This window comes from Arthrobacter livingstonensis (genome assembly GCF_003219815.1).
Classification (GTDB): domain Bacteria; phylum Actinomycetota; class Actinomycetes; order Actinomycetales; family Micrococcaceae; genus Specibacter; species Specibacter livingstonensis.
In genome coordinates this window covers 137,023-158,796 of record NZ_QJVD01000009.1, presented here as the reverse complement: position 1 = coordinate 158,796, position 21,774 = coordinate 137,023, and the positions used below count along the sequence as shown (strand labels likewise).

Annotated in this window: 22 protein-coding genes and 1 tRNA gene; 20 read left to right on the top strand and 3 right to left on the bottom strand. The window is 68.1% G+C overall.

From position 1 onward, the window contains the following. From CVV68_RS23465 to CVV68_RS10435, 4 genes are all read left to right on the top strand, one after another. Entirely contained in the window at positions 1-1,674 is a 1,674-nt protein-coding gene (locus tag CVV68_RS23465; protein ID WP_170133144.1) for a hypothetical protein, read from the top strand. A 27-nt stretch (positions 1,675-1,701) separates the two neighbouring features. Further along, positions 1,702-2,118, top strand: a complete 417-nt coding sequence (rsfS, locus tag CVV68_RS10445; RefSeq protein ID WP_110500934.1) for a ribosome silencing factor — start codon at positions 1,702-1,704, stop codon at positions 2,116-2,118. A 35-nt stretch (positions 2,119-2,153) separates the two neighbouring features. Next, a complete protein-coding gene (locus tag CVV68_RS10440) occupies positions 2,154-2,933 on the top strand; it encodes a histidine phosphatase family protein (protein WP_245933470.1) in 780 nt (259 codons plus the stop codon). Positions 2,934-3,087: 154 nt separating this feature from the next. Further along, positions 3,088-3,163: transfer RNA gene (locus tag CVV68_RS10435), tRNA-Ala, on the top strand. 102 nt (positions 3,164-3,265) lie between these two features. Here CVV68_RS10435 and CVV68_RS10430 read toward each other — a convergent pair. Then, positions 3,266-4,216 (bottom strand): aldo/keto reductase, encoded by a 951-nt coding sequence (locus CVV68_RS10430; protein ID WP_110500933.1) that lies wholly within the window; start codon positions 4,214-4,216, stop codon positions 3,266-3,268. A gap of 87 nt (positions 4,217-4,303) precedes the next feature. On the opposite strand from CVV68_RS10430, the gene CVV68_RS10425 reads away from it, so the two are divergent. Further along, entirely contained in the window at positions 4,304-4,915 is a 612-nt protein-coding gene (locus tag CVV68_RS10425; protein WP_170133148.1) for a TetR/AcrR family transcriptional regulator, read from the top strand. 174 nt (positions 4,916-5,089) lie between these two features. Beyond that, a complete protein-coding gene (locus tag CVV68_RS10420; RefSeq protein WP_110500932.1) occupies positions 5,090-5,476 on the top strand; it encodes a YchJ family protein in 387 nt (128 codons plus the stop codon). Between the two features lie 14 nt (positions 5,477-5,490). Here the strand turns inward: CVV68_RS10420 and CVV68_RS10415 are convergent, their stop codons facing one another. Beyond that, the gene (locus CVV68_RS10415) at positions 5,491-6,447 is read right to left on the bottom strand and encodes an MIP/aquaporin family protein (protein ID WP_110500931.1); all 957 of its coding nucleotides are present in this window, start codon (positions 6,445-6,447) and stop codon (positions 5,491-5,493) included. Positions 6,448-6,636: 189 nt separating this feature from the next. On the opposite strand from CVV68_RS10415, the gene CVV68_RS10410 reads away from it, so the two are divergent. Both CVV68_RS10410 and CVV68_RS10405 read left to right on the top strand, forming a co-directional pair. Beyond that, positions 6,637-7,812, top strand: coding sequence for a class I SAM-dependent methyltransferase (locus CVV68_RS10410; protein ID WP_245933460.1), 1,176 nt, complete (start codon positions 6,637-6,639; stop codon positions 7,810-7,812). 119 nt (positions 7,813-7,931) lie between these two features. Next, positions 7,932-9,206: an ROK family protein gene (locus CVV68_RS10405; protein ID WP_438502629.1), complete on the top strand. Its 1,275-nt coding sequence runs from the start codon at positions 7,932-7,934 to the stop codon at positions 9,204-9,206. Here the strand turns inward: CVV68_RS10405 and CVV68_RS10400 are convergent. Continuing rightward, on the bottom strand, positions 9,203-9,400 hold the full coding sequence (locus tag CVV68_RS10400; RefSeq protein ID WP_110500930.1) for a hypothetical protein: 198 nt from the start codon (positions 9,398-9,400) through the stop codon (positions 9,203-9,205). The genes CVV68_RS10405 and CVV68_RS10400 overlap by 4 nt on opposite strands. Positions 9,401-9,549: 149 nt before the next feature. Between CVV68_RS10400 and CVV68_RS10395 the strand changes: the two genes are divergently transcribed. From CVV68_RS10395 to CVV68_RS10340, 12 genes are all read left to right on the top strand, one after another. After that, the gene (locus CVV68_RS10395) at positions 9,550-10,548 is read left to right on the top strand and encodes an AAA family ATPase (protein WP_211320790.1); all 999 of its coding nucleotides are present in this window, start codon (positions 9,550-9,552) and stop codon (positions 10,546-10,548) included. A gap of 39 nt (positions 10,549-10,587) precedes the next feature. Beyond that, positions 10,588-11,433 carry a DUF58 domain-containing protein gene (locus CVV68_RS10390; RefSeq protein WP_110500928.1) on the top strand — a complete coding sequence of 282 codons (846 nt, stop codon included), beginning with the start codon at positions 10,588-10,590 and terminating at the stop codon, positions 11,431-11,433. Continuing rightward, complete coding sequence (locus tag CVV68_RS10385) at positions 11,423-11,965, top strand: hypothetical protein (RefSeq protein ID WP_110500927.1); 543 nt, start codon at positions 11,423-11,425, stop codon at positions 11,963-11,965. The genes CVV68_RS10390 and CVV68_RS10385 overlap by 11 nt, the downstream gene beginning before the upstream one ends. Continuing rightward, positions 11,956-12,939, top strand: coding sequence for a VWA domain-containing protein (locus tag CVV68_RS10380; RefSeq protein WP_110500926.1), 984 nt, complete (start codon positions 11,956-11,958; stop codon positions 12,937-12,939). Before CVV68_RS10385 ends, CVV68_RS10380 begins: the two co-directional genes overlap by 10 nt. Further along, positions 12,936-13,952: a vWA domain-containing protein gene (locus tag CVV68_RS10375; protein WP_110500925.1), complete on the top strand. Its 1,017-nt coding sequence runs from the start codon at positions 12,936-12,938 to the stop codon at positions 13,950-13,952. Before CVV68_RS10380 ends, CVV68_RS10375 begins: the two co-directional genes overlap by 4 nt. Beyond that, positions 13,949-14,737, top strand: coding sequence for a hypothetical protein (locus CVV68_RS10370; protein WP_110500924.1), 789 nt, complete (start codon positions 13,949-13,951; stop codon positions 14,735-14,737). The genes CVV68_RS10375 and CVV68_RS10370 overlap by 4 nt, the downstream gene beginning before the upstream one ends. Positions 14,738-15,087: 350 nt before the next feature. Then, on the top strand, positions 15,088-16,035 hold the full coding sequence (locus tag CVV68_RS10365) for a methylenetetrahydrofolate reductase (RefSeq protein ID WP_110500923.1): 948 nt from the start codon (positions 15,088-15,090) through the stop codon (positions 16,033-16,035). Positions 16,036-16,093: 58 nt separating this feature from the next. After that, positions 16,094-18,409 carry a 5-methyltetrahydropteroyltriglutamate--homocysteine S-methyltransferase gene (gene metE, locus CVV68_RS10360; RefSeq protein ID WP_110500922.1) on the top strand — a complete coding sequence of 772 codons (2,316 nt, stop codon included), beginning with the start codon at positions 16,094-16,096 and terminating at the stop codon, positions 18,407-18,409. 241 nt (positions 18,410-18,650) lie between these two features. Then, positions 18,651-18,953 carry a hypothetical protein gene (locus CVV68_RS10355; RefSeq protein WP_146238866.1) on the top strand — a complete coding sequence of 101 codons (303 nt, stop codon included), beginning with the start codon at positions 18,651-18,653 and terminating at the stop codon, positions 18,951-18,953. Continuing rightward, positions 18,917-19,507, top strand: coding sequence for a DUF222 domain-containing protein (locus CVV68_RS10350; RefSeq protein ID WP_110500920.1), 591 nt, complete (start codon positions 18,917-18,919; stop codon positions 19,505-19,507). Before CVV68_RS10355 ends, CVV68_RS10350 begins: the two co-directional genes overlap by 37 nt. Next, positions 19,444-20,298, top strand: a complete 855-nt coding sequence (locus CVV68_RS10345) for an HNH endonuclease (protein ID WP_211320789.1) — start codon at positions 19,444-19,446, stop codon at positions 20,296-20,298. Before CVV68_RS10350 ends, CVV68_RS10345 begins: the two co-directional genes overlap by 64 nt. 9 nt (positions 20,299-20,307) lie before the next feature. Then, complete coding sequence (locus tag CVV68_RS10340) at positions 20,308-21,762, top strand: aldehyde dehydrogenase family protein (protein WP_110500918.1); 1,455 nt, start codon at positions 20,308-20,310, stop codon at positions 21,760-21,762. Positions 21,763-21,774: the final 12 nt, after the last annotated feature.

The following is a 21,774-nucleotide window of genomic DNA, read 5'->3' as shown; positions in this document are numbered from 1 at the left end:
ATGAGCAAGGAAACGGAGCCGGTTCGCACTCGCAGGGAATTGCGGGAGGCGAACTCGGAGCAAACGCAAGGCGCGGCGGCATACCCGCCGGTGCCACTTGTGCCTACGCCCGCCACCCCCGCCGTGGACCGGCGCGGACGGCGCACCCAGCCTTCCGACCCCGGTGGACCCGCAGACGGCCCGGCCTGGCCGGGCGGAAGTCCGGCGGGCAACAGTTCTTGGAGCGGCGCCGCCACGAACGACGGCGCCACGAACGACGCTTCAACGAACGACGCCGGGACACGTGTTCCGCGGGAGCGATCGTCCCAGACGCGTGCCCGGGACCGCGCAGCGCTGCGTGCCTACAAGGAACTTGTTGACTCCGGGAAGGAGGAGGCCAGCCCGCTGCCCTCCCGCCGTGCCCTTCGCCAGGCGCAGCTGGATGCAGAGCGCGCGCCCGTCACCAGCATCAACCCAGTGGTTCCCCCGGCAGTTGCCCGCCCCGCAAAGGTGGCGCCAGCCCCGACGACGGCGCCCGGTCCAGTCCCGCCCGCGGTGACACCGGCAGTGCCGGCCGGGTCCGCCCGGCCCGCAGCGCCGTCGAAGTCCAATCCGGCAAGGACTTCTCCCATGGCGGCCCCTGCATCACCGTCATCGACTTCACCTGCCGCCGCACTGCCCTCCGGCGCGGATGCGCCCGCACGGCCGGGCCCGCAGCCAACGACAGTGCCGCAGCCAACGACAGGGCCCAAGGCAGTGACGCCGGACTCTGGCCATCGCGGCCGTGGGGGCCGCCGCGCCACCGCCGCCGCGCCGGATGCCCTGCCAGGGAACTCAGCGGCGTCGGCCGCCCCCACGGCCGAAGTGCCGGCAGCGGGCCCCGGGGCGGGCCACACAGGGGCCCATTCGTCCAGCACGGGCGCCCCGCCGCAGGCACCCGTCGCCGGGACCGCGCCCGCCGGACCTTACCCCTCGAACTCCGCAGGGCCCATTCCGCCGGGCGGAAGGCCCCCGAGCACCGAGGAACTGCGGTTGTTGGCCGGGCAGCGGGCCCAGGAGGACCGTGCCGCCGTCCTTGGCCAGCGCGCCCAGGCCCGCGACCGGCTGGCCCAGGAGAGCGCGAAGAGCAGGCGCACGGCCGCGGATCCCACGGCCACGAACAACCTGGCCATGGTCACGCCGCTGGAATTTCTTGACGTGCCCGGCGTTGAACGCCCTGTCATGCGTCCGCCGTCGACCACACATGTGCCGATCGTGACAAGGTCCACGCCCAAGGTGTCCCCGCCACGCAGGGTTCCCGGCGCCTCCGGGAAGGCTTCCTCCGGAAAGCCCGCCACCGCACGCGATGCCAACGCCGAGCGTTTCGACGCCGCGCTGACAGCCCGTACCGTCCACCGGCCCGGCCCGGGCCACCGCCCGCTCACGGGGGGAGGGCACAGCGGAACCCTGCAGCGCGCGGAGGCGATGGTCGCCGTCGTCCCGCCCCAGACACCGGCCCAGCCGGAATCCGCGGCCCGCACCCAAATGCCGCCCATGCCCGCGGACTACGCCCACGGGCTTGAGCCGCTGGACGCCGTCACTGCGGGACTGGGGCGCACCAAGCGAAATCTGCTCATTCAATGGGGCAGCATCATTCTTGGCGGTGCGGCACTTGTTGTCGGAGCCGTCATGTTCATCACCGCCATAGCCCGCTAGTTGGCGGAAATATCAAAGGATACGTTAGTGACCGCAACAGAACATTCGATCGAAGTGGTCCGTGCAGCTGCCCGGGCGGCGTCGGACAAGTTGGCGCAGGACCTGATCGCACTGGATGTGAGCGACAGGCTGGCCATCACGGACATCTTCTTCATCGCCTCCGCGTCCACTGAACGCCAGGTCAACGCCATTGTCGACGGCATTGAAGACGAACTGCACAAGTTTGGCATGCGCCCGGTCCGCCGTGAAGGCCGTTCCGGTGGCCGTTGGGTCCTGCTGGACTACGCCGACATCGTGGTGCACGTCCAGCATGAGGAAGACAGGATCTTCTACGCCCTGGAGCGCCTTTACGCCGACTGCCCCGTGGTGGACCTGCAGCTTGCCGCCTCCGATCCGTCGCTCCGGCAGGCCGACGGCCCGCAGGAGAGCGTGGACGCCGAGTAGGAGCTGAGATCCGCGAAGGTAAGGTGCCCGCATTGGTGAATCCTCCCGCCTCCGGTCCCCTGGAGGATTCCGCCCCTGCCGGGGGCACGCAGTCCGTTCTGCAGCCCGCCGGTCCGCGCCGGAGGGTGATCTTTTGGCGGCATGGGCGCACCGCCTGGAATGCCGCCCGCCGGTTCCAGGGCCAAAGCGACATCCCACTGGACGACGTGGGCGAACGGCAGGCCGAGCGATCGGCTGCGTTGTTGGCCGGCAAGCTGGCCGCGCTCCCGGCGCCCGGGGCCGTGCGGATCATCTCCTCCGACCTGGCCCGCGCCTTCTCCACCGCGCAGGCCCTCTCCGTGCTGACGGGCGTGCCCATCAGCGTGGACCGGCGCCTGCGGGAGACCTATGGAGGCAGGTGGGAAGGGCTGTCCTTCGAGGAAATCGAGCGGGCACATCCGGCGGAGCTCAAGCTGTGGCAGCTGGACGAGCCAAATGTCCGGGCGGGAGGAGGCGAGACCCGCACGGACGTGGCCTCACGCATGGTGGCCGCAATCCTGGAGGCGATGGCCGGCCTGCCCGAAGGCGGCACCCTGGTGGTGGCCACCCACGGCGGCGCGACCCGCGTGGCGTTGGCGAAGCTGCTGGGGCTCCCCGAAAATCTCTGGCGCACGCTGTCGGGGCTCTCCAACTGCCATTGGTCGGTGGTGGAACAGTCCCAACCCTCCCTGGCCGGCGCCAGCGAGTGGCACTGGCGGCTCACCGAGCACAATGTGGGCACCCTGCCGCAGCCCTTTGAGGCGCCCGAGGACCTGGCCGAGCCGGTGGAGGACTAGAGGGCAAACCGTCAATGACCCGGGGGCCGTTTCGGGCCGTAAATGGCGCAAATCCGGGGCGGGGGAGCACGATTTGGCAACCTGGAGAAAGGTGTTCTAGGATAGACGAGTTGCTTCGGCCAGGACCGCCTGGTCTAGGTGAAAACAACTGTTTGGGGCTGTGGCGCAGCTGGTAGCGCACCTGCATGGCATGCAGGGGGTCAGGGGTTCGAGTCCCCTCAGCTCCACCAAAAGCAAGAGGTCCGCACCGTGCACCGGTCGAAAAACCGGGCACGGTGCGGACCTTTTTGGTTTCCGGCTTTCGGATACGCTTCCTGGGCGGGAGCGGGCGATTAGTCGGAGCCGGTGCCGCTCGGCCAGCTGGGTGCCAGGACCGGGGCGGAGACGGAGGCCGCCCCAACGGCGTCGAGCGTGGCGCGGGTGACCGCGTCCAACTCGATGCCGCCGGCCGCCATGTTTTCCTCGAGATGAACGGTGTTCCCGGTGCCGGGGATGATAAACACGTTCTCCGCGTGCCTGAGGAGCCACGCGAGTCCCAGCTGCGAGGCGGTGACGCCGGCCCGGGACGCTGCCTCCCGGACGGCGGGCTCCTCTGCAACCTTCGCCATGCCGGGAAACGCCGAGCCGAGGGGGAAGAACGGCACCCACCCGATCTCGTGTTCACGGCACAGGCTTAGCGCGTCCTCGAAGCGGCGGTCCAGCAGGTTATAGGGGTTCTGCACGCACGCGATGCCCGCTGGCAGCGCGTGGCGCAGCGTGTCGGTCGTCACGGCACTGAGCCCGATCGCACCGATCTTCCCTTCGTCGCGCATGGCCGTCATCTCGGCGAGCTGGTCGTCGATGTCGACGACCTGCCCGCCCTGGGCCGCGAGGCCCGGACCTACCTCGAGACGGCGCAGGTACACGATGGGGATCGTGTCGACGCCGAGGCTCCGGAGGTTGTCCTCAACGCCCGCACGCAGCTCCTCCGGCCGCTGGGCCGGGCGGAGCGGGAGCGTGCCGTTCGGGTCCGGTGCGGCCCCGACCTTTGAGGCTACGAGCACATCCGCATCCCCGACGGCCCGGCGTACCAGTCCATTCACGAAGCCGTCGCCGTAGAAATGCGCTGTGTCGATGTGGTTTACGCCGAGTTCAATGGCTCGCCGCAACACCTCGGCGCCCGCAGCGGGATCCGCGTGGTGGCGTTCCAACTGCATGGCGCCATATCCAATCCGGGCGATGCTCCGCCCCGCGAGTGCTGCGCCGGCCGGCGGCCCTGGTGGTTGCTTGGTGGTGGTGGCCATGGTGGTTCCCGTCCTTATGGGATACTGGACTAAACGGAGGGACCTCCGCTGAGAAAGACGATACCACTAAACGGAGGATCCTCCGCTATGACTATAGATCCGCCACCCGTGACGGTGGCGAACGCGCCCCGTCCGCGTTCCGACGCCGTGCGCAACCGCGCCCGGCTGCTGGTGGTGGCACGCGACGCATTCACCGCAGGAGAAGGCAATGTTGCCCTTGATACGCTCGCGCGACGCGCGGGCGTCGGGATCGGGACGCTGTACCGGCACTTCCCCACGCGGCAGGCGCTCGTTGAGGCGGTGTACCGGTCCGAGCTCGATGAGGTGGCAGCCAGCGCGGATGAGGTGCTGGGGGGGAACCCGGCCGATGTGGCGCTGCGTCTCTGGATCGACCGTTACGCCACGTTCTTCGCCACAAAACATGGAATGGCGGAGACGCTCCAGGGCCTGCTTTCGGCGGGTGTGGTTGCGCCAACCGAGACCCGGCAGCGCATCAGGGGGACCCTTGGGCGATTTCTCGAGGCGGGGGAGGCGGATGGAACACTCCGCCACGACGTGGCCGCCGATGATGTCGTGACGGCGCTCGTTGGCGCGTTCCTGGCGACCGCCGGCGCGCCGGACGCGGCGCAGCGCGATCGTGTGCTGGACCTGCTTGTCGATGGTCTCCGGAGCCGTGGCGGCACAACGCCGCTGCCATAGGTCCGGGCCTGCCCGCCCCAAGGCGCGGGCAGGCACCGCAATGCCGCCGCGGCGCTGCTGTCAATCAATGCAAGAATGGTCCCGTGCCCTCCGACGAACCAGCCCCCATGGCAACCCGCCACTTCCCGGTGGCCGACCTCGCGCAGACGCGGACCCTGCGGTGAGGTGCCGGCCATGAGATGCCCGTGCAACAGCGGCGACACCCTGGAGGGCTGCTGCGGCCGATTCCTGGACGCACCCGCAGATACGGCATTCCCGCCGACGGCGGAGGCGCTCATGCGCTCGCGCTACACCGCATTCGCCACCGGCGACACTGCCTACCTGCTGCACACCTGGCACCCGGACACGCGGCCGGCTTCACTGGAACTGGACCCGGGTCAGCAGTGGTACCGGCTGGACATCCTTGACACCGTGCGCGGCGGCCCCTGGGACAACGACGGAGGGGTCTCCTTCGAGGCCCACTTCCGCCGCCGGGGCGCCCGCGACAGCCTGAGGGAAAATAGCCGCTTTGTGCGGATCGGCAGGCAGTGGCTGTACGTGGAGCCCCTGAAGAACAGCTAGGGCCAGTGTGCTTGTCAGGGTATGTCCTCCGGCCCTTCCTCCGTACCAGGCCCGGGTTGGGCCAGTTCCGCGAGCTTGCGGCGGGCATGCAGAACATCGCCAATGAACAGGTCGTAAACCACGATGCCCACCACCCCGCCAATCAGGGGCCCGACGATCGGCACCCAGAAGTACCAACTGAAGGACCCCGCCACGGTGCCCGGCAGGGCGACATCACCCCAGCCGGCCATCCATGCGAACAGCCGGGGACCGAAGTCACGGGCGGGATTGATGGCATACCCGGCGTTGGCGCCAAAAGACATGCCGATCGCTGCGACCGCAAAACCAATGATCAGTGGCCCGAGGTTGGCCTGCACCGCCAAGTTCCGCATGTCCACGATCGCTGCGATAAGCAAAACCAGGAACATCGTACCCACAATCTGGTCAACCAGCGGAATGGTCAGGTTGCCATGGAAATAGGGTGCCGGGAAGGTGGCGAAGATGGAGAAGGTGGCCAAGCCGCCCGGCTCATTTCTTTGGGTCTTGGATGCGGCATTGAAGGCGTCAATGGCATTGAAATAGACCAGATACAGCAGTGCGGCGGCGGCAAAGGCGCCCACGACCTGGGCGACGATATACGGAATGACCTTGTTCCATGCGAACTTCCGCCGGACCGCAAAGGCCAGGGTGACGGCGGGGTTCAGGTGAGCGCCGGTGACGCCGCCGGCTACGTAAACACCCATGGCAACGGCAAGCGCCCATCCCCAGGTAATGAGCAGCCAGTCACCGGCCGCCATGAAGATGGTGGTGTCGGTCGCGGCACGGCCACTGCCGGGCAGTGCCGCCACGGCCATGGCGACCACCCCGTCGCCAAAACAGATCAAGACAAAGGTGCCCAGAAATTCCCCGAGCATCTCGCCCCAGATTCCCCCGAGACCCTTGAGACCGCTTCCATTTCGAACGGCGTTTCTCAATGGTGTTATTTCGCTCATGATGGCCCCTTAGGTCGTCGTTGACGGCGACATCGCTGTTGACTTGAGTGACTGATTTGATTCTAGGGCGTCCGTGATGTAAAGCACATGTTGGATTTGTCACACCTGTCCAACGCCGGAATCCGCCCGGGACCGGCGGCTAAACTTGACTGGATGCCCCGGGCGGCGGGGCGACGAGGAAAGGGCGCCATGAACGGCATGCAGCACCCCGGCCATAGCAGGCCCGCCGCGGACGGCTTCGACTTCTCCGCGCTTCGCCGCTTTCCCGACGTCGAGGCCGCCAACCTCTTTGCCCACGACGCCACCGACGAGCTGATCCTGACCGGCGCCGGCGGGTTTCTGGCTGCCCTTGCCGCCACGCCCGACGCCGGATCCGTGGCCGTGGTGGGCGACCGTTACGGTGCGCTGGCCCTGGGTGCGGCGGCCATCCACGGCCTCACCGGACTCCGCGTCCACCAGGATGCACTCTCCGGCGAGCTGGCCCTGGCGGCCAACGCGAAACGCCTGGGCCTGTCGCACAGCTACCGCTCGCTGCCATTGACGGCCGAACTTTTTGCCGGCACCACCGTGGTGCTGTGGCAGCTGCCGCGGAGCCTGGACGAACTGGAGGAGACGGCCGCACTCATCCGGGCCCATGGCGCACCAGGGGTCCAGGTGGTGGCCGGCGGCCGGGTCAAGCACATGGCCCTGGCCATGAACACCGTCTTGGCCAGGCACTTCCAGGACGTTGTGCCGGGCCGGGCATGGCGCAAGTCCCGCCTGCTCAGGGTGGTCGGGCCGCGGCAGGAGGCACCGGCGTCGGACTTCCCGCGCCAGGAATTCAACGATGCGCTGGGCTTGTGGCTGTGTGCGCACGGTGCCACGTTTGGCGGCACCAAGCTCGACCTTGGGACGCGCTTTCTGCTCGAGTTTATTCCCGAGATGCGCAGCACTGCGGCGGCAATTGACCTTGGCTGCGGCAATGGCACGATAGCCGCCGCCCTGGCCAAGGCCAGGCCGGGGCTGCGCGTGTGCGCCACCGACCAATCCGCCTCAGCGGTGGCGTCGGCAGCGGCCACGGCGGAAGCCAACGGGCTGGGGGACCGGATCGCCGCCGTGCGCGACGACGCGCTGGCCGGCTTCCCGATGGCGTCCGCCGAGCTGGTGGTGCTCAACCCGCCCTTCCATGTGGGGGCCTCCGTCCACGCCGGCATCGCGCTGAAGCTCTTTGACGCCGCGTCGCGGGTCCTGGCGCCGGGAGGGGAGCTGTGGACCGTCTACAACAGGCACCTGGACTACCGGCCGCAGCTCGAAGAGCGGGTGGGGCCCACGCAGGTCATGGGGCGCAACCCCAAGTTCTCCGTTGCGCGTTCGACGAAGAACTGAGACCGCCCCCGGACCCCAGCCATGGCTTGCGTGCCCGGCGCCCGGCAAGGAGGTAGTCTTTCAGCCGGGGGCATTGGGGCGCCGGGCGCCTTCCCGTTGGATTCTTTCGCAAGGAGTTAATGTTGGGTGTTCCCGAAGTGGGGGTGTCGCAGCGGCACCGCGGCACCAACCTGCCCAAGATGGGCGATTTCAACCAAGCCGTCATCCTGGATTCCATCCGCCGCGCCGAAGAGGGCCTGAGCCGGGTGGAACTGTCCGGTTCGGCCGGCCTGGCAGCCCAGACCGTCTCCAACATCTGCCGCCGCCTGCTGGACGCCGAACTGATCGTCGAAGCCGGCAAGGAAGCCTCCGGCCCCGGCAAGCCGCGCACCATCCTGCGCCTGAACCCCAAGGGCATGTTCGCCGTCGGGGTCCACATCGACCCGGCCCTGACCAGCTTTGCGTTGGTGGACGCCGTGGGCACCGTGCTGGAATCGCTGGAACAGCCCACGGACCTGGCCAGCCCGCCGGACGAGGCCGTTGCGGCGATGGGCCGGGAAATCCTCGCCATCATTGAGCGCTCCGGCGTCGACCGGCACCGCATTGCCGGCGTGGGCGTGGCCACCCCGGGCCCCATTGACGCCGCCAACGGCACCGTGGTTGACCCTCCGCACATGCCCGGCTGGCTGCGGGTTCCGCTGCGCAGCATTCTGGCGGAGGTAACAGGCCTTCCCGTGGTCATGGACAAGGACGTCACCGCGGCCGCCGTGGCCGAGCTCTGGACCGGGTCCACCGGCGGCGCCGCCAATCTGATATACGTCTACATCGGAACCGGCATTGGTGCCGGGCTGATCCTGGGCGACGAGGTGGTGCGCGGATCCTCGGGCAATGTGGGCGAGATCGGCCACATCATCACCGACCCGTACGGTCCGGACTGTGACTGCGGTAGCCGCGGCTGCGTCAAGGTCACCTGCATGCCCGAAACCCTGGTGGCAGAGGCCCGGGAACTGGGCGTGCTGCCCGCCCCCGACCCGGGCAACCCCTCCACCCTGCCGCAGGACGTGACGGCACTGGCCGACGCCGCTGCGGACGGCAACGTGGCGGCCGCGGACATACTGGCGCGCTCCGCCCACCGCATGGCCGGTGCCGTGTCGGTGCTGACCAACCTGCTGGACGTGGAAAAGGTCGTCTTCGGAGGTCCGTTGTGGCCTGCACTTTCGGCTACCTACCTGGCGCAGGTCCCGGGTCTGCTCCGCCAGCGCAGCGTCACCGGCAACGTCCACGCCGTGGACATTGCCGGCACGCGGCTGCATCCGGGCGGGGGAGCCTTTGGCGCGGCCTGCCTCGTCATGGAAAAAACCTTCAGCCCCAACGCCGCGCAGCTGCTGCTCGACGCGAAGCCCGCAAGCGGTTAGTCCACGGCCTCGCGGACCTCGCCAAAGGGGATGGTGTCATCCAGGTGGGCCTGGTAGCCGTGCGGCAGCTTGACCACCTTGACGCCGTGGAGCTGGTCGGCAGCGGACTGTTGCATGATGGGCATTACGGTGTCCGTGAAGGCCTCGTCCCTGCCCTCCAGATACACCATGTACGACTCCGGTAACTGTTTCATGCCCCCACACTAGTCCGGCAGTCCCGGGGTGGACAGGGGGCAAGGGGAGTTCTCCCCATTGCGGGACCGGCAGGGATTCGGTGGACTGGTGGGGAAGGATTGTTCCACGCCTGTCCCGGTTCCCTTGAAAGGAACGCAAATTGTTGCAAATGAGCACCGCCGCCCGGATCGAGCCGGCAGAACTGGCCCGGGTCCAACAAATCGTGGCCGGCATCTCCCGCAGCTTTGAGGCGAAGGTGGTGGGGCAGTCACGGCTGCGCGAAACGCTGTTGATTTCCCTGCTCACCGGCGGGCACGTGCTGCTGGAATCGGTACCCGGCCTGGCGAAAACGACGGCGGCACAGACCATCGCGGACTCCGTCAGCGCAGCCTTCCACCGGATCCAATGCACCCCGGACCTGCTGCCCAGCGACATTGTGGGCACCCAGATATACGACGCCGCCCAAGGAACCTTTGTCACCCAGCTGGGCCCGGTGCACGCGAACATTGTCCTGCTGGACGAAATCAACCGCTCCAGCGCCAAGACCCAGTCCGCGATGCTCGAAGCCATGCAGGAGCGCCAAACCACGATCGGCGGGCAAAACTACTCCCTGCCCTCGCCGTTTTTGGTGCTGGCCACGCAGAACCCCATCGAACAGGAGGGCACCTACCGGCTGCCCGAGGCCCAGATGGACCGGTTCATGCTCAAGGACGTGCTGGACTATCCCAGCCCCGTGGAGGAGGTGGAAATGGTCCGCCGCATCGACGCCGGAGTGTTTTCCGCCGAGGCCACCCCCACTGCTGTCGCCGGCCTGGACGATGTCCGGATGATCCAGCGGACCGTCAGGAATGTTTACCTGGATCCGGCCCTGGTCCACTACATTGTCGGCCTGGTGTACGTGACCCGGCATGCGGAGAAGTACATTGATCCGGCGCTGGCCTGCCTGATCGAGTTTGGCGCCAGCCCCCGCGCCAGCATTGCCTTCACCCAGGCCGCCCGGGCCCTGGCGGTGCTGCAGGGGCGCGATCACGTGATTCCGGAGGACGTGAAATCGCTGGCGGCGCGCGTGCTGCGGCACCGGATCATCCTTGGCTTTGAGGCGGTGGCGGAGAACATTCCGGTGGAAACTGTCATCGACGCCATCGTCGGCTCCGTCCAGACACCTTAGGGAAGCGTGCCCTCCCTGCTCACTGCGGTGAAGTCGCGAATGAACATCTTTGCGCACCGCCTGGCGCTCGGCCTCCTCGACGGCGAATACGCGTCAGTGTTCCGCGGCCGCAGCCTGGACTTTGACGAGCTTCGCGCCTATGTCCCCGGCGACGAGGTCCGGGACATTGACTGGAAGGCCACCGCCCGCACCGGCGTTCCGCTGGTCAAGCGCTACGTGGCCACGCGCCGCCAGCAGGTCATGTTCGTCGCGGACACCGGGCGCAACATGGCCGCAGCGGCCCGGGGCGGGGAGGTGAAGAAGGACATCGCCGTCCTGGCCATGGGCGTCCTGGGGTCCCTGGCGCTGAACCATGGGGACCCCGTGGGCCTGGTTCACGGGGACCGCCGGTCCGCGGGACAGCTGCCTGCCCGTGGGAACGAGCGCCACCTGGAGCGGCTGCTGTGCCGCATGGATGCCGTGGACGTCTCCGATCCGCCCAGCGATCTCACCGCCGTGCTGGAATACACGGCACGGCACGTCAGGGGCCGCAGGCTCGTGGTGGTGCTGGCCGACGAAGTGGCCGTGGACGCGCGCTGCGCCAGGGTGCTGTGCCGCCTGGCCGCCCAGCACGAAATCCTGTGGGTGCAGTTGGACGACGCCGAACTGGCCGGCCCGGGCGCACCAGCCCGGGGCTACGACGTGGCTGGCCTGGGCCCCGTGCTGACTCTGCTGGCACAGGACCCCAAGCTGGCGGACGACTATGCACAGGCTGTCGCGCAGCGGCACCGCGCCCTGGCGGCGCTGCTGCAGGGGAACGGCATCGCCCTGGTCCGGCTCGGGCACACCTCCGAGGTGGTCGGCGGCATCTTTGGCCTGTTGGAGCGGCACCGCCGTGCCCGGTGACGCGACGCTGGCGCGGGCCCTTATTGGCGGCAACCAGTTTTACGCCCCGGAACGCTACTCCGCCTGGTGGCCGATCGCAGGCACTGCCGTCCTCCTGCTCTGCCTGGGCTGGGTGGCCTGGGTGCTGGTGCACACTCGTCCGGGAAACCACGCCGCCGTTCCCGCCTTTGCGGTTCCGCGCGACCCGGAAACCGTGCGGGCCAGGTTCCTGGCGCTGATCGACTCCCTTCAGTCCCGGTACGACGCCGGTGCCCTGACCGCGCGGGCGGCGCATCTTGGGTTCAGCGCGGCCGTGCGCTCCTTCGTCCATGAGATGACGGGGGTGCCGGCGCAGCGCATGACCCTGGCGGAGCTGCGTGAACGCCAGCTGCCGCTGGTGGCCGACGCCGTCGCCGCGTTTTACCCGGCCGAATTCGGGCCCGCTGATTCCGGGGCGCATGACCTTGCGGACGGGGGGCCCATCCCGGAGGCCGGGCCCGGTGTGGCCGCCTCCGCCGCCACGGCCAGGGCGGTGGTGGCCTCGTGGCATTGAAATACTGGTGGCTGCTGCCCCTGGGCGTGGCCGCGATCGCCGCCGTGGTGTTCCGGCTGTGGCGCCGGACCCGGCAGACCCCCGGGCGGGTGCCCGTGGCCCACGCCGACCGATTGACGGCCCTGCCCTCCTACCAAAGGGCAGTGGCCGTGCAGCGGCGCTGGCTCGCCGTGGGCCTGGCCAGCGTCCTGCTGCTGGCCGGGTCCGTGCTGGCGGCGGCCGCGCGTCCGGTCCAGGCAGCCACCACTGTGCCCGAACAACTCAACCGCGACATCATCCTCTGCCTGGATGTCTCCGGGTCCATGGTCGACACCGATGAGGCGGTGGTGGCCGTTTTTGCCGAGCTGGTGACCAGGTTCAAGGGGGAACGCATCGGCCTGACCATCTTCGACTCCACAGCGGTGCAGGTGTTCCCGCTGACCGATGACTACGGCTTCGTTGCCGGGCAGCTGGAACTGGCGGTGAAGGCCCTGAATCAGGACACCAAGAGTTTTGACTTCTTTGACGGCACCTATGAGGTTCCCGGCTCGTCGCTGATCGGCGACGGCCTGGCCAGCTGCGTTCGCGGGTTCCCGCCGGAGAGCGGTGCGAAGCGGTCCCGCTCGGTCATCCTTGCCACCGACAACATGCTGGCGGGCCGGCCCGTCTTCACCCTGGCGGAGGCTGCCGGCCTGGCCAAAAAGGCCAATGTGCGCGTCCATGCCCTGAACCCCAATGACTACGGCAGCGCGGACTACCCGGATGTGGCCGCGTCCGGACTTAAAACGGCGGCAACGTCAACGGACGGCAGCTACTACGCGCTTGAATCCGCGGCCGCCGTGAAGTCCATTGCGCACAAGGTCCAGGCCACCGAGGCAGCCAGGCTGCAGGGCGCCGCGGTGCGCACCCTCTCCGACCAGCCCGCACTGCCGCTGGGCCTGGCCCTCCTGTCCCTGGCGGGCCTGGGCGCCGCAGTATGGAAGGTACGCCAATGACGCTGTTGCCCATCCTGCCCGCGTGGCTGTTCTGGCCGGTGGCCGCCCTTTTGGCCTGTGCCGCCGGAAGCCTTCTCCGCAAATGCCCTGCCGGTAGGGGCAGCGGCAGGGCGGCGCGACGCCGCTTCGCGGTCCTGGTGCTGCTGGTCCTGATGGCGGCCGCGCGCCCCGGCCTGGCCGGCGGAACCGTCCCTGCAGCCGCCACCGAGCTGAACGTGTTCTTTGTGGTGGACACCACGCCCAGCTCGGCCGCGGAGGACTATGACGGCACCCAGACACGCATGGCCGGCATCACGAAAGACATCAACGCGATTGCCACCGAACTGGCCGGGGCCCGTTTTTCCCTGCTCACCTTTGACAGCACAGCCACGGTGGCCCTTCCCCTCACCACTGACGCCACCGCCCTGCGGACCGCCGCAGAGGTGCTCTCGCCGAAGACTGCCCAGGCATCTCAGGGCAGCAGTGTGAGCAGCGCCCGCGGGCTGCTCGCCCGGCAGCTGGCTGCCTCGGGGAAGGCGCACCCGCAGCGGCCACGCCTTGTGTTCTACCTCGGCGACGGCGAACAAACGGCGGCGGCCGCCCCCGAACCCTTCAAGGAAGGCGCCGGGCTGATCGACGGCGGCGCCGTGTTGGGCTATGGAACGGCCGCCGGCGGGAAAATGCGCGACTCCACCTTCGGCTCCGGGGCCCCTGCGCCCTACATCCTGGACAGGTCCACGGACGGCGGGCAGCCTGCCGTATCCGTTATCGACGAAAAGCAATTGCGGGCCATCGCCGGCCAGCTCGGCGTGCCCTATGTGCACCGGGTGGCACCGGCCGGCATCGGGGCCGCCCTGGTCGACGCCGCACCGCGGACGGCGGCCGACCGGGGCGGCCCCGAGGGTGTCCGGCCCGGCCGCGTGGAGCTGTACTGGCTTCCGGCCCTGGCCGCATTCGGCGTGGCTTTATGGGAACTGGCTTCCTTGATGCGTAGCTGCCGCGGCCTGCGGCCCAGGAAGGAATCCGCCGCATGAGCATCCCCACCACTTCAGCCCCCATCGCTGTCCCTGTCGCCGCCAACGGGCCGGCTGCGGTCACTTCCTGCGCCGAGGCGCTGCGCCATAGACGCCGCAAACTGCTGCTTTTCTCCACGCCGGTACTGCTGCTCGCACTGCTGCTGGCCTGCAAGCTGCTAAGCCTGCCGATTTTCGCCGGCCAGGCCGCGCATTCCTTCGGCTTGGGAAACGGCGACGGCACCCTGCGGGCGGCGCGGGTCATGGGCGCCGCAAACGTCGTCGAACGCTGGAAGGCACCTTTTGCCGCCGGCGACGGCCATGTCCTCCGCGGCGAATACCCGGCGGCACGGGACGAGTTCGCCGCCGCCCTGGCCCTTGCCCCGGAAGCGGCGGCCTGCAAGGTCAGGGTCAACCTGGTGCTCACCCTGGAGCAACTCGGTGACGCGGCGGCAAAAGCCGGGGACCCGGCGTCGGCCGCCAACCACTTCCGTGCAGGAGCCTCCGAAGTGGCACAGGCCCCCCGGGGCTGCTTTATCCCCCACGAAGGAGGGAACAAGGACGGCGAGGGAGACAGGCTCAGGCAGGCCGGCGAGCGGCTGGCGGAGAAACAAAGGTCCCGGGCGCAGGCAGGAGATCAAGCCCAGTCCGGCAAGGCGGAGGACCCCTCCGGGGTCCCGGCGCCGCCACAAAACAAGATTGACCAACTGGACAACCGGGGACAGGGTGCCCAAAGGCAGCGGGCCAAGGGCCTCCAGCAACGCGGGGACCAGGACCCGCCTGCGGAATACGGCAAGCCCTGGTAGTGGCGGTTAATTCGGCTGGCAGGGCCATTCCGTAGGCAACATAGTCCAAATCGGCGGTAACAATCCGTAAAAGCGTGGAAAACTTCGACCCCGGACTTGTTGTGGACCAACTCCGTGCGTAGTGTGGAAAGCGCGTAAGTTTCCCAACGTGTGTCAGCGACCCTTCGACGTTTCAAGGGTGTGGGTGCCCCCATGTGGGCCTGACATTTGCTTCGCGGAGCACGCCGCCGACCCGCCTTGAGCGGTTTCGGTGGTGCGTGTCCGCCTCCACCTCCCGAAAAACCGCCCTGTCCCCCCGGTGTTCCTGATGCCGCACGGGGCTTGGGCGACCCATCGCCAAGGATCAGCAAGTGTCCCCACCAGGCCTCCCTCAGGCGCCGTCAGGCGCCGGAGCACCCATCGCCCTTTCCTATGAACTCTTCCCACCCCGCAATGAAAAGGCCGCGGCGTCCCTGTGGGACACCATCCGCGAGCTGGAGGGCACCAACCCTGACTACGTTTCGGTCACCTACGGGGCCAACGGCAGCAACCGAGGCACCGCCGTCGAACTTCTCAACCGGCTCCTGCGCGAAACAACGCTGCGGCCCCTGGCCCACCTGACCTGCGTGGGAAACACGGCCGATGAACTGTCCGGTATCATTTCCGAACTCCTGGACCACGGTGTGCGCGGTATTCTCGCCCTGCGCGGCGATCTGCCCCGGGACCCGGGCGACGGCCCGCGGCAGGGTTCGCTCCGGCATGCCCAGGATCTGATCGAACTCATCCGCCGCGTTGAGCAGGGACGGTCCGCCCTGTTGTGCGCCGGCAAGGTTGCCATCGGTGTTGCTGCCTACCCGGCCAAGCACCCGGAATCGCCGTCCGTCGAGCACGACGTGGAAGTGCTGCTCGCCAAGCAGCGTTCCGGCGCCGACTTCGCCATCACCCAGGTGTTTTTCCACGCCGACCAATACCGGGAACTGGTGGTCCGGGCGCGACGCGCCGGTGTCCGCATCCCCATCATCCCCGGCGTCATGCCGCTGACCAGCCTGCGCCGGGTCCGGCGGCTGGGCGTGCTGACCGGCGTCGACCCGGCACCGAAGCTGCTGGACGCGCTGGGCCGTGCCGGCGATGCCGCCGAAAGCCGGCGCGTTGGCGTGTCGGCCACCGTGGACCTGGCGCGTGCCGCGCTGGACGCCGGGGCCCCCGGCATCCACCTCTACACGTTCAACGAGCATGCCGCCGCCCTGGACGTGCTGGACAAGCTCCAACTGCTGCGCCCGGCACGCCGCGCCCCAGCCCCCGAACTTGTGCAGGCCTAGAAAACCTTCCTGGCCCGCTTTAGACATTGATCAACCATTACCGTAAGGAACTTTCCCCATGAGCAACAGCCCCGCATTCCCCTCAGCGTCCCTCCTCGGCTACCCGCGCATCGGCCGCCGCCGCGAACTAAAAAAAGCCGTGGAAGCCTTCTGGGCCGGCAAGATCGATGAAGCCGCCCTGGACACCGCCGCCAAGGAAATCCAGCTTACGGGCGCCCGCCGGCTCTTTGACCTGGGCCTGGGCGAAGCCGCTGCGATTCCCGGCACGTTCTCCTACTATGACCAGGTGCTCGATGCCACCACACACATCGGCGCCGTTCCCGCCCGCTTTGGCGAGCTGCGTAACGCCGCCGGCGAGCTGGACCTCAACGCCTACTTCACGCTGGCCCGCGGCACCGCCGAGATCCAGCCGTTGGAAATGACCAAGTGGTTTGACACGAACTACCACTATTTGGTGCCGGAGATCGGCCCGGAGACGGACTTTTCCGTCACTTCCAACCGCATTGTGGAGCAGTTTGAATTCGCCAAGTCCAACGGTTTTGTAACCCGCCCCTACCTGGTGGGCCCGGTGACGTACCTGCTGCTGAGCAAGGCTTCCGACGACGCGCCTTCCGGCTTCTCGCCGCTCTCCCGCCTCGAGGATGTCCTGCCTGTCTATGTTGAGCTGCTCTCCCGGCTGGCCGCGGCCGGCGCCACCTGGCTGCAGCTGGACGAGCCGGCCCTGGTGGCCGACCAGGATGTTCCCCTCGCGGACATTCAGGCCGCCGTGGCCCGCAGCTACGAGGTACTTACCGCCGCCACCGAACGCCCCGCCATCCTGGTTTCCACCCCGTTTGGCGCCCTGAGCGAACTGCTGCCCACCTTGGCCGCTACCAACATAGAGGCCCTGCACATCGATGCATTCAAGGGTGCCCTCCCATCCGCCGGGGAGCTGGCGCTGCTGGCCGGCAAGACGGTCGTGGCCGGCGTGGTCGACGGCCACAACATCTGGCGCAACGACCTGGCCGCTTCAGCTGCCCGCCTGGACGCGTTGAAGGCAGCCGGCCTGGACGTGGCCGTCTCCACCTCGACCTCCACCCAGCACGTCCCGCACGACGTCGAAGAGGAAACCCAGCTCCCCGCCGAGCTGCGCAGCTGGCTGGCGTTTGCCGATCAGAAGGTCGGCGAAGTGGTGACGTTGGCAGCGTACGTCGGGGACCCGGCGTCGGCCGCCTCCGCCATCGCGTCGGCCACCTCGGTCATCGCCTCCCGTGCCGCGGCAGCCGGCGTGCGGCGCCCCAGGGTGCGTGCCCGCCTGGCCGCGCTGACCACGGACGACTTCAACCGCTCGGCCTACCCGGTGCGTGAGGCAGCCCAGGAGAAGGCCCTTGACCTGCCGCCGCTGCCGACCACCACCATCGGTTCCTTCCCGCAGACCGGTGAAATCCGCTCCGCCCGCGCCCGGGCCAACAAGGGCGCCATCACGGCCGAGGACTACACGCGCCTGATGAAGGAAGAGATCAAGCGCGTGGTTGACCTGCAGGAAGAGCTGGGTTTCGACGTGCTGGTCCACGGCGAGCCCGAGCGCAACGACATGGTCCAGTACTTTGCCGAGAACCTTGAGGGCTTTGACGTCACGGTGCACGGCTGGGTGCAGTCCTACGGCAGCCGCTGCACCCGCCCATCGATCCTCTGGGGTGATGTCACCCGTGAGAAGGCCATCACGGTCGAGTGGGCCGCCTACGCGCAGTCGCTGACGGCCAAGCCCATGAAGGGCATGCTGACGGGCCCCGTCACGATCCTGGCGTGGAGCTTTGTCCGCGACGATCAGCCCCTGGGCGAGACCGCCAACCAGGTGGCACTGGCACTGCGCGACGAAATTACCGACCTGGAAGCCGCCGGCATCAAGGTCATCCAGGTCGACGAACCCGCGCTGCGCGAGCTGCTGCCGCTGCGCCGCGCAGACCAGCCCGCCTACCTGGACTGGTCCGTGAATTCCTTCCGCCTGGCCACCGCCGGTGCCGCCGACGGCACGCAGGTCCACACACACCTGTGCTACTCCGAGTTCGGTGTCATCATCGACGCCATCGACGGGCTGGATGCGGACGTGACCTCCATTGAGGCGGCCCGCTCCCGCATGGAGGTTGTGAACGACCTGGAGAGCCACGGCTTCGGGCGCGGCGTGGGCCCGGGTGTCTACGACATCCACAGCCCCCGCGTGCCCGGCCAGGCGGAGGTCTCCGAACTGCTCGGCACCGCGGTCAAGCATGTCCCGGTCCGCCAGCTCTGGGTCAACCCGGACTGCGGCCTGAAGACCCGCGGCTACGCCGAGACCGAGGAATCCCTGCGCAACCTGGTGGCCGCCACCAGGGAAGTCCGCGCCCAGCTCGTCTAGCCGCCTGCGGGCCAGATGATCGACGACGGTCCCTGTCTCCCTGTGGGGGGACGGGGCCGCCGTCGGGCGCTTAACGGGCGCTACCTCCTCCACACGGGGTGCTGCGGTAGCGGATGTGCACATTGTGGAAGCGGGGGCTTTCCGCGCATTCATGCCGGTGGTGATGATGGATGGAAGGACCCAAGGCGGAGGCCGTTGGGCAGGTCCGAATGGGAATGCTGGTGGAAGGGAGGTGCGGGACATGGAGATGCCGGAGTGGTTGGCGGGAGACGGCAGTGTCGATGGTGCCCCGCCCATTTCCGGCATCGTGCCCCAAGCTCCGCTGCTGGACGGGTGGTCCCTGGCCCGTTCGGCAGCAGACATGGTTGAGCAGGCCCGCGTCTTTCTTGACGGCGTGGGGGAGGGGCTCGGTGCACCCCTGCTGGAGGTGGCGGACCGGCAGTTCGCGGATGCGGAGGAGCTGGCTGCGGGTGGACGCACGGGGAGCAAGTTCCTGTTGACGGAGGGGTGCGCGAGGTTGTCAAGGCGGCAGGTGCGGCCTTGATTGATGTCATCAGGGAGCTGGAGAACGTCAAGAACGCAGCCAGTGCGTCGCAGGCGAAGGCAGAGGTGCTGTTCGAGGTGGTTGAACGGACCCGGCAGGTACAGGCCGGGGTCAAGGGGAGCGCACTCGGGAGGGGAACCGTCCTTGCAGTGGCTCTGGCCCGCCGGGAGTCACAGTGGATGGCCGCCAGGCATGTCGCCTCGGCCACCCGGATAGTCCGGAAAATGCCCCGGACCATGGAAGCGTGTTCGAACGGTGTTCTAACGGAGCGCAGGGCGGCAATCATCGAAGCCGGCACTGAATTCCTCACCCCTGAACAGCGGCTTGCCGTGGACGAGGCGGTAGCCGGCGACATTAAGACACTGGAGGCCCTGGGGGACAGGGAACTTGACACCACGGTCAAGCGGTTTGCCTACGAACTTGACCGTGAAGCATTTACGAAGTGCCTTCAAAAGGGGGGGGGTCGGAGCGTCATGTCAGCCTGCAACCCGTGGCAGATGGCATGGCTGCGCTCAAGGCGCTGCTGCCTCTCAGGCAGGGGGCAGCCGTTCTGAAGACCCTTACCGCAGTGGCGGACGCCGCGCGCAGTGCCGGGGACACCCGGACCAAGGGGCAACTGATGGCGGACGTCCTCACGCACCGGCTTCGCCAGCACCTTCCCTGCACGGGTGCTGTCCCGGGTGGAGGCGCAGGGCCGGACACCGATACTGTCTCCGGCGCCGGGGGCAGTGACTGCCTCACGGCAGGAGAAACGGACATCCACCTTGACTTGATCATGACGGACAGGGCGTTGTTCGACGGCGCGGCCGACCCGGCCATCCTCACCGGGTACGGTCCCATTCCGGCGCCCACAGGGCGGGCAATGGTCGTCAACACGGCGGGACAGGCACAGGTTTGGCTGCGCCGGCTCTACACCCATCCGGAATCCGGGGCCCTCATGTCCATGGACACGCGAAGCCGGCTGTTCACCGACACCATGAAGCGCTTCCTCTCCGACCGGGACCAGCTGTGCGCCAACTCGTGGTGCGGTGCCCCGATCAGGAACTACGACCACGTCAAGTCGTTCATGTCCGGCGGAGCCACTTCCATTTCCAACGGGCAGGGTCTCTGCCAACGCTGTAACCTGGCCAAGGAAGCCCCCGGCTGGAGCAGTGAAGTGTCCACCGGCCCGGATGGGCGGCCGTTCACCATCACCCGGACGCCGACGGGGCACAGCTACAATTCCGTCCGGCCGGTCCGGCCGGTCCGGCCGGTCCTGCCGGGAACAGCCCGACAGGCCGGCCCGCCGGGCCCACACCCGCCGCCGGGCCTGGTGAGTCCGGTGGTGGATCAAATGCCAGAGTAGATTGGTGCCATGAGCGCACCAGAGACCGCCCGGGCCGACGTTGGCTTCACAGATCCCATCCACGAGGCGGTCTCGGCTGCCCGGGGAGTCTTCACCTCCGGCACCACCCGGGCCATCCATTGGCGCCGGGACCAGCTCAAGGCCATGAACCAAATGCTCCTGGACCACCGCGACGACTTCTCCGCTGCGCTCGCATCCGACCTCGGCAAACACCCTTCCGAGTCATGGCTGACCGAGCTCGGCTTCCTCACCGCCGAACTCGCCCACACCCTCAAACACCTCGAACACTGGCTCGCCCCACGCAGGGCCGCCGTTCCGCTGGCCCTTCAGCCGGCCAGGGCCCACACCGTCCTCGAACCCCTGGGCGTCGTCCTGGTCATCGCACCGTGGAACTATCCCATCCAGCTCCTCCTGGCACCAGTCATCGGCGCGCTCGCCGCCGGGAACACCGTGGTGGCCAAGCCCAGCGAAATGGCGCCGGCCTGCTCTGCAGCGCTGGCCAGGTGGGTCCCGCACTACCTCGGCGGTGCGGTGACGATTGTCGAAGGAGGGGTCCCGGAGACCACTGCACTTCTGGAGCAGCAGTTCGACCACATTTTCTATACCGGCAACGGGAGGGTGGGCCGGATAGTCATGGCCGCCGCGGCCAGGAACCTCACTCCCGTCACCCTGGAATTGGGTGGCAAGTCGCCCGTGTACGTCGACGACACCGTCGATATGAAGGCTGCCGCCGCGCGCATCGCCTGGGGGAAGTTCATGAATGCGGGGCAAACGTGCGTGGCGCCGGACTATGTTCTGGGCACGGGCACGGCACTGGCCATGCTTGCGGACGAGCTGCCCCACGCCATCCGGGCCCTGTACGGCGCCGAACCATCCGACAGCCTGGCGTATGGCCGCATGGTCAACGACGGTGCCTTCGACCGGGTTGCCGGACTTCTGCACCGGGACTTGCGCGGGGACGCAGGCTCGGTGTTGGTCAGCGGTGGGAGGATCGACGCCGCCACGCGGTACATCGAGCCCACGGTGCTCCACGTGGATGCGAAGGCGGCACTCATGGACGGGGAGATCTTTGGACCCGTCCTGCCGCTGGTGGCCGTGGAGTCCGTCGGGGAAGCCATCGCGTTCATCAACGGCCGGGACAAGCCGCTTTCGCTGTACGTCTTCAGCGAAGACCGCGGGGTGCGGGCGGCATTTACGGAACAGACGTCGTCGGGCGCCTTGAACTTCGGGGTGCCGGTGGCGCACCTGACGGTGCCGGGGCTGCCTTTTGGCGGCGTGGGGGAGAGCGGCATGGGCAGCTACCACGGCCAGCACTCCATTGAGACGTTCTCCCATCAAAAAGCCGTGCTGGAAAAGCCGCTGTCCCCGGATACCCTGTCCCTGATCTACCCTCCGTTCGGGCGGCTGACCAACCAGGTCATCAAGCGGCTGGTTGCCCCAGCCAGGAAATTCCGCAGAAAATAGGCGCCCTCACGC